Origin of the sequence: Catenulispora pinistramenti (assembly GCF_018274385.1) — a bacterium.
GTDB lineage: Bacteria > Actinomycetota > Actinomycetes > Streptomycetales > Catenulisporaceae > Catenulispora > Catenulispora pinistramenti.
This window is the reverse complement of the sequence record NZ_JAAFYZ010000374.1, coordinates 1-5684: the sequence shown is the minus strand read 5'-3', so window position 1 is coordinate 5684 and position 5684 is coordinate 1. Positions and strand designations below refer to the sequence as shown.

Below are 5684 nucleotides of genomic sequence, written 5' to 3'. Positions count from 1 at the left end.
GTGCTCGGGGGCGCGCTGGTCGAGCTCGGCGGGTGGCGGCTGGTGTTCCTGGTGAATCCGCCGATCGCCGTGCTCACGCTGCTGGCGGCGCGCCTGCTGCCGAACCCGTCGCCGGCGCGGGCCGGGCGGGCGCTGGACCGGTCCGGGCTGGTGCTGGCCACCGCGGGTCTGGGGCTGCTCACGTTCGGACTGGTCGAGGCCGGGAGCCGCGGCTGGACCTCGGCCGTGGCGCTGGTGCCGATGTTCGCCGCGGTGGCCGCCTTCGGGACGCTGGCCGCGGTCGAACGCCGGGTGGCCGCGCCGGTCCTGCCGCCGAGCCTGGTCGCGCTGCCGCGGGTCAGGGCGTCCTTCGTGGCCGCCGCGGAATCCTGCTTCGCCTTCTTCGGCGGGATGTACCTGCTGGACATCTGGCTGCAGCACGCCGACCACCTCTCGCCGTTCGCGGCCGGGCTGGCGGCGCTGCCGCTGACCTTCCCGGTCTGCGTCATGCCGTTCTTCACCGGCCGGCTGGTCGCCCGGTGCGGCGCGCGTCCGGTCCTGCTGACCGGGATGGCGGCGTCCGTGGTCGCCGGGGTGCTGTTGGCCGTCACCGCCGGCCACCACGTGCCGCTGCCGCTGCTGATCGCCGCCGAGTTGGCGCTGGCGGCGACCGGGACGCTGGCCATCCCCGGCGCGGCGGCCGAGATGGCCGTCGCCGCGCCGGCCGACCTGGCCGCGACCGGGCAGGGCGCGCTGAACGGGGTGCGGCAGGGCGGCTCGGCGCTCGGCGTGGCGGTGCTCGGGACGCTCGGATCGTTGGCCAGCGCGGGCTTCGTGCTGATCGGGACCGGGCTGGTCGCGTTCCTGTTCATCGGAACGCAGCGGCGTTCCGCTGAGCCCACGCGCTGAACGGCAGCGCCGGCCGGCCCAGCACCCGCTCGACGTCAGGGCTCACCGTCTGCTCCTCGGGCGTCGGCTCGCCGAGGATCGACAGCGTGCCCTCGACCACTTCCGGCGGCATGAACTGGGACATCTGGGCCCGAGCCTCCTCCCGGGTCATCTCCACGAAGGTCACCGGCGCCCCGATCGCCTCCCCGATGGCCGCCGCCCGCTGCCGGGGCGTGGTCGGCGCCGGGCCGGTGAGCACGTAGGTCGCGCCGTCGTGGCCGTCCTCGGTGAGCGCCGCCGCGGCCACGGCGGCGACGTCCTCCGGATCCACGAACGGCAGCCCGACCTCGGCGAACGGCGCCGGGGCCAGCCGCTGCGCGCGGATCGGTCCGGTCCAGGCGAAGGCGTTGGAGTCCAGGCCGCCGGAGCGCAGGATCGTGTATGCGAGTCCTGAGGCGACGACCGCTCGTTCGAAGCGTGCGGCGTGGGCGTACGCGCCGCCGGGGCGGGTGCCGACGCCCTGCGAGGAGACCAGCACGACCTTCGTGACCCCGGCGGCCTTCGCCCGGGCCAGGACCCCGGCCGGGTCGTCGCCCGCCACCAGCAGGAACAGGGACTTCGCGCCGGTGAGTGCCGCGTCCAGGGAGGTCGGCACACCGAGGTCGGCTGCGATGGCGCGCACGCCGGCTGGGATGTCGGCCGGGATGTCGGAGTTCTGGATGTGTCGGGCCACAGCGGTCACCGAGTGCCCGTCGGTGGCCAGCGTCCGTAGCAGGGCGCGGCCCACGTTCCCGGTGGCTCCGGTCACAACGATCATGATTCTCCCCAGTTCAGAGTGTGAGTTAGTTGGCTAACTGAAAAGAACGCTAGCGGATTCACGAGGCGGTTGTCTATCCTCAGTTAGGTGACTGACTCACAGGCTGGGGCCAAGGCGAAGCCCCGAGGCGGCGGCAAGCGCGAACGGTTGGCGTCAGCGGCCGCGGAGGTGTTCCACCACCAGGGCGTGGAGCGCACCACGCTCAGCGACATCGCGCAGGCGGCGGACGTCCCGCTGGGCAACGTCTACTACTACTTCAAGACCAAGGACCAGCTGGTCGAGGCCGCCCTCGGCGCGCACCGGGACCGGCTGTCCGGCATCACCGGGCGCCTCGACCGGCTCCCCGATCCGGCGACCCGGCTCAAAGCCCTGATCGCCGGCTGGGTCGAGCAGCGCGAGGTCGCGGCCCGCTACGGCTGCCCGTTCGGCACCCTGGCCGCCGAACTCGACAAGCGCGAGGACGGCCTGGACCAGGCGGCGGCCGGGGTGCTGCGGGGGCTGATCGACTGGGCCGAGGGGCAGTTCCGGCAGCTGGGCCGGGACGACGCGTCCGACCTCGCGGTCGAACTCGTCGCGGCGTACCAGGGGATGTCGGTGCTGGCCAACGCGTTGCGCGAGCCGGAGGTGATGACCCGGCAGGGGCGGCGTCTCGAAGAATGGATCGACACCCTCGCCCGATCGGGTCCGGCCGGGGCATGATCGGATGTTCCCCATCCGCAGTGCGCATCGGAAGGCGAGATCCGTGTACTTCAAGGACGGCCAGCACATTCTGCTCATCGGCGACAGCATCACCGACTGCGGGCGTCGCGAGGACGACGCCCCCTACGGCCGGGGGTACGTCAGCCTGCTGCGGGCGTTCACCACGGCCCGGCACCCGGGCACCCGGCTGACCTGGACCAACCGAGGCATCAGCGGCAACACCACGCGCCACATGGCCGGGCGCTGGGAGGCCGACGCGCTGGCCCCGCGGCCGGACTGGCTGTCGGTGATGATCGGGATCAACGACGTCTGGCGGGCCTTCGACGGCCACCCGGAGAACGCCGTCCCGCTCGACGAGTACACCGACACTCTGCGCACGCTGCTGCGCCGGGCTGTGGAGGAGACCGGCTGCCGGCTGATCCTGGCCGACCCGTACATCATCGAGCCGGACCGCGACGAGCCGCAGCGTGCGGCCAGCGACAAGTTCGTGACCGTGGTCGCCGGGCTGGCCGAGGAGTTCGACGCGGTGCACATCCCGACCCAGCAGGTGTTCGACAGCGCACTGGTGAGCACCGCGTCTCAGGACTGGGCGGACGACCGGGTCCACCCGAACCTGGCGGGGCACGCGCTGATCGCGGAGGCGTTCATGAAGGCGCTGGAGATCTGACGACGCGCGACCAAATCACCGGTTATCGGGGGTCATGGGGTTGAAATGGTCTCCGTGATGAACTCGAGCTCGAGCCCTGTGTCACGCCGTCGGCTGCTGACCTCCGCCGGCGCGGTGACGTTGGCGGGGGTGGCGGGGATGCGGCCGGCGTCGGCAGCGGCAGCGGAGGCGGAGGCGGCCAAGGGGGCTTTCGTCCCGATGGCGCGTCGTGCTCAGGACCTGCCAGGCCAGGTGCCAGGCCAGGTGCCGGATCAGGCCCCGGTCCCGGTCGCGACGGGCTTGGACTACGCCTGGACCCCGCATCCCTCCACCGGCGCGATGACGTCGGCCGGCTACAAGTTCGTGGTCCGCTACCTCAGCTACAGCCCGGAGAAGAACCTCACGGCGGCCGAGGCCCAGGCGCTGACCATGGCCGGGATCGCAGTGGTCTGCAACTGGGAGACCGCTGTCGACGGCCCGCGCCAGGGCTTCGGCCAGGGCGCCGCGGACGCCACCGAGGCGCAGCGGCAGGCGGCGGCGTGCGGGATGCCGGCGGATCGGCCGATCTACTTCAGCGTGGACTGGGATGTGCAGGCCGCGGACATGGACGCGGTCAACGCCTACTTCGACGGCGTCGCCTCGGTGATCGGTGTCGCCCGCACCGGCTGCTACAGCAGCTACGACGCCCTGGGCTGGCTGCTGGCCTCGGGGCGTATCCGCTGGGCCTGGCAGTCGTGCTCGACCGCGTATTCGGGCGGGCGTAACAGCTTGCCCTGTCCCGGTATCCAGCTGTGGCAGAACCGGACGCCGTTCACGTTCGACGGTGCGGAGGTCGACGGGGACCAGGCGCTGACCGCCGACTTCGGGCAGTGGGGCGCCGGTTCGGTGCTGTATCAGGCCGGGAGCGGGGGGCGGATGGCCGGCGGGGTGCGTTCTGATGGCCGGGTCGAGCTGTTCGCGGTGACGCCGGCCGGTGGGATCCGGAACAGGTCCGAGTCGGCGCCGAACGGCGCGTGGAGCGACTGGAGCGACTTCAGCCCGGCCCGGGGCTTCGGGTTCGCGGCGCTGGCCAGTTCGGTGGCGACCGGGCGGCATGCCGACGGGCGGCTTGAGGTGTTCGCGGTGATGAGTGACGGCTCCGTGCAGAACCGCTTCGAGACCTCGGTCGGCGGCGCGTGGTCGGGGTGGAACGCGTTCGCGCCGTCCGGGACCGCCAGGGCGCTGACGGTCGGGGTGCATTCCGACGGCCGGGTGGAGCTGTTCGCGGTGACGCCGTCGGGCGGCGTCGCCAACCGGCTCGAGACGGCGCCGAGCGGAGCGTGGCCCAGTTGGTCCAGCTGGAACGAGTTCGGTCCGCAGGGCGGTGGCGTCACGGACAGCCTGAGTGCGGCCCGGCACGTCGACGGTCGGCTGGAGGTGTTCGCCGTGATGAGCGACGGGTCGATGCGGAACAGGGGCGAGACGACGGCGAACGGTTCGTGGACTGATTGGAGCGTCTACGGCCCGACCGGCGGGGCGAACGGGTACGGGGCTCCGGGGACCGTCGCCGCTGCCGTGCACCAGGACGGTCGGGTGGAGGTCTTCGCGGTGACGGCGTCGGGTGGGATCCGGAACCGGTTCGAGACTGTTGCGGGCGGGGGCTGGTCGGAGTGGGGTGAGGGGTTCGGGCCCGCGGGGGCGGCGGTGATCGCTACCTCTGTGACTCGGCACGTCGACGGTCGGGTGGAGGTGTTCGCGGTGCTGGGTGACGGGTCGGTGTGGAGCCGGTTCGAGGTGGTGGCGAACGGTGCTTGGTCGGGGTGGACCGAGTTCGCTGCGGCGGGGACTGTGAAGGCTTGATTTGGGTCATGGGAGTGGTCTGGTCGGGGTGTCACATTCGTACGAGGTCCCACACCAGCGCGGCGAGGATCGCGAGCCCGTAGCCGGACGCGGCCAGCTTCACGACCCGGGTCCGCTTCTCCTCCGGCCACGAGGTCTGCGTCAGCAGCCAGGCGATGCCGGGGAGCACCAGGACGCCGTGCAGGCTGATGCCGTGCACCAGCTTCAGGAAGCCGAGGTCCAGGTAGGCCTGCTGCTGGTGCCCGCTGCGGGCCTCGCTCGTACCGCGGGCGATCATCGCCGCCCCGGCCAGCAGGCCGATCATCAGGGTGGCGAACCCGGCGCGCAGAGCCAGGCGCATCGAGGGGGCCGCGTCGGGGTCGCCGCGGAACGCCGCGAAGGCGAGCCGGCCCAGCACCAGGACCAGGACGCCGCCGCCGACGGCCAGGGTCATCGACACGCCGGTGTTGAAGGAGCCCCGCAGGTCGATGTGCGAGGGGACGTGGCGCCAGGCCTGGAGCGTGATGCCGCCGACCTCGACGAAGCAGTCGGCGGCGAAGACGCCCAGGGCCAGGACGCGGGTGCGCTCGGTGAGTTTGAGGGAGGAGGCGACCCAGGCCACCGCGATGAGGGTGAGGCCGAAGGACAGGCCGAAGGTGGTCGGCTTGCGCCAGGAGACCGGGCCCTCCCAGGGGCCGCCGCGGATGAAGAACACGGCGAAGTGGAACGCGCCTGAGGCTATGAGGACCAGGCCGAGGATGTAGCAGGTGCGCTCGATCCGGCGGCCTTGGGTCCAGATGCCGCGCAGGGCTGGCCACCAGAGAAGCGGGGCTGGGG

At 72.3% G+C, this 5684-nt stretch carries 6 protein-coding genes; 4 read left to right on the top strand and 2 right to left on the bottom strand.

Annotated elements, in window-relative coordinates; genetic code table 11:
• Positions 1 to 888, top strand: an 888-nt coding sequence (locus KGQ19_RS47080; protein ID WP_498038957.1) for an efflux MFS transporter permease, incomplete at its 5' end; no start/stop codon positions are given.
• Here KGQ19_RS47080 and KGQ19_RS47075 read toward each other — a convergent pair.
• A complete protein-coding gene (locus tag KGQ19_RS47075) occupies positions 848 to 1684 on the bottom strand; it encodes an SDR family oxidoreductase (protein ID WP_212021883.1) in 837 nt (278 codons plus the stop codon). The genes KGQ19_RS47080 and KGQ19_RS47075 overlap by 41 nt on opposite strands.
• 87 nt (positions 1685 to 1771) lie before the next feature.
• Between KGQ19_RS47075 and KGQ19_RS47070 the strand changes: the two genes are divergently transcribed.
• Genes KGQ19_RS47070 through KGQ19_RS47060 form a run of 3 tightly spaced genes read left to right on the top strand, consistent with a single transcriptional unit; the run spans position 1772 to position 4868 of the window.
• Positions 1772 to 2383 carry a TetR/AcrR family transcriptional regulator gene (locus KGQ19_RS47070; RefSeq protein WP_212021882.1) on the top strand — a complete coding sequence of 204 codons (612 nt, stop codon included), beginning with the start codon at positions 1772 to 1774 and terminating at the stop codon, positions 2381 to 2383.
• Positions 2384 to 2426: 43 nt separating this feature from the next.
• Positions 2427 to 3050 carry an SGNH/GDSL hydrolase family protein gene (locus tag KGQ19_RS47065; RefSeq protein WP_212021880.1) on the top strand — a complete coding sequence of 208 codons (624 nt, stop codon included), beginning with the start codon at positions 2427 to 2429 and terminating at the stop codon, positions 3048 to 3050.
• A 57-nt stretch (positions 3051 to 3107) separates the two neighbouring features.
• Entirely contained in the window at positions 3108 to 4868 is a 1761-nt protein-coding gene (locus tag KGQ19_RS47060; RefSeq protein ID WP_212021879.1) for a DUF8189 domain-containing protein, read from the top strand.
• A 31-nt stretch (positions 4869 to 4899) separates the two neighbouring features.
• Here the strand turns inward: KGQ19_RS47060 and KGQ19_RS47055 are convergent.
• Positions 4900 to 5684, bottom strand: a 785-nt coding sequence (locus tag KGQ19_RS47055; protein ID WP_212021878.1) for a hypothetical protein, incomplete at its 5' end; no start/stop codon positions are given.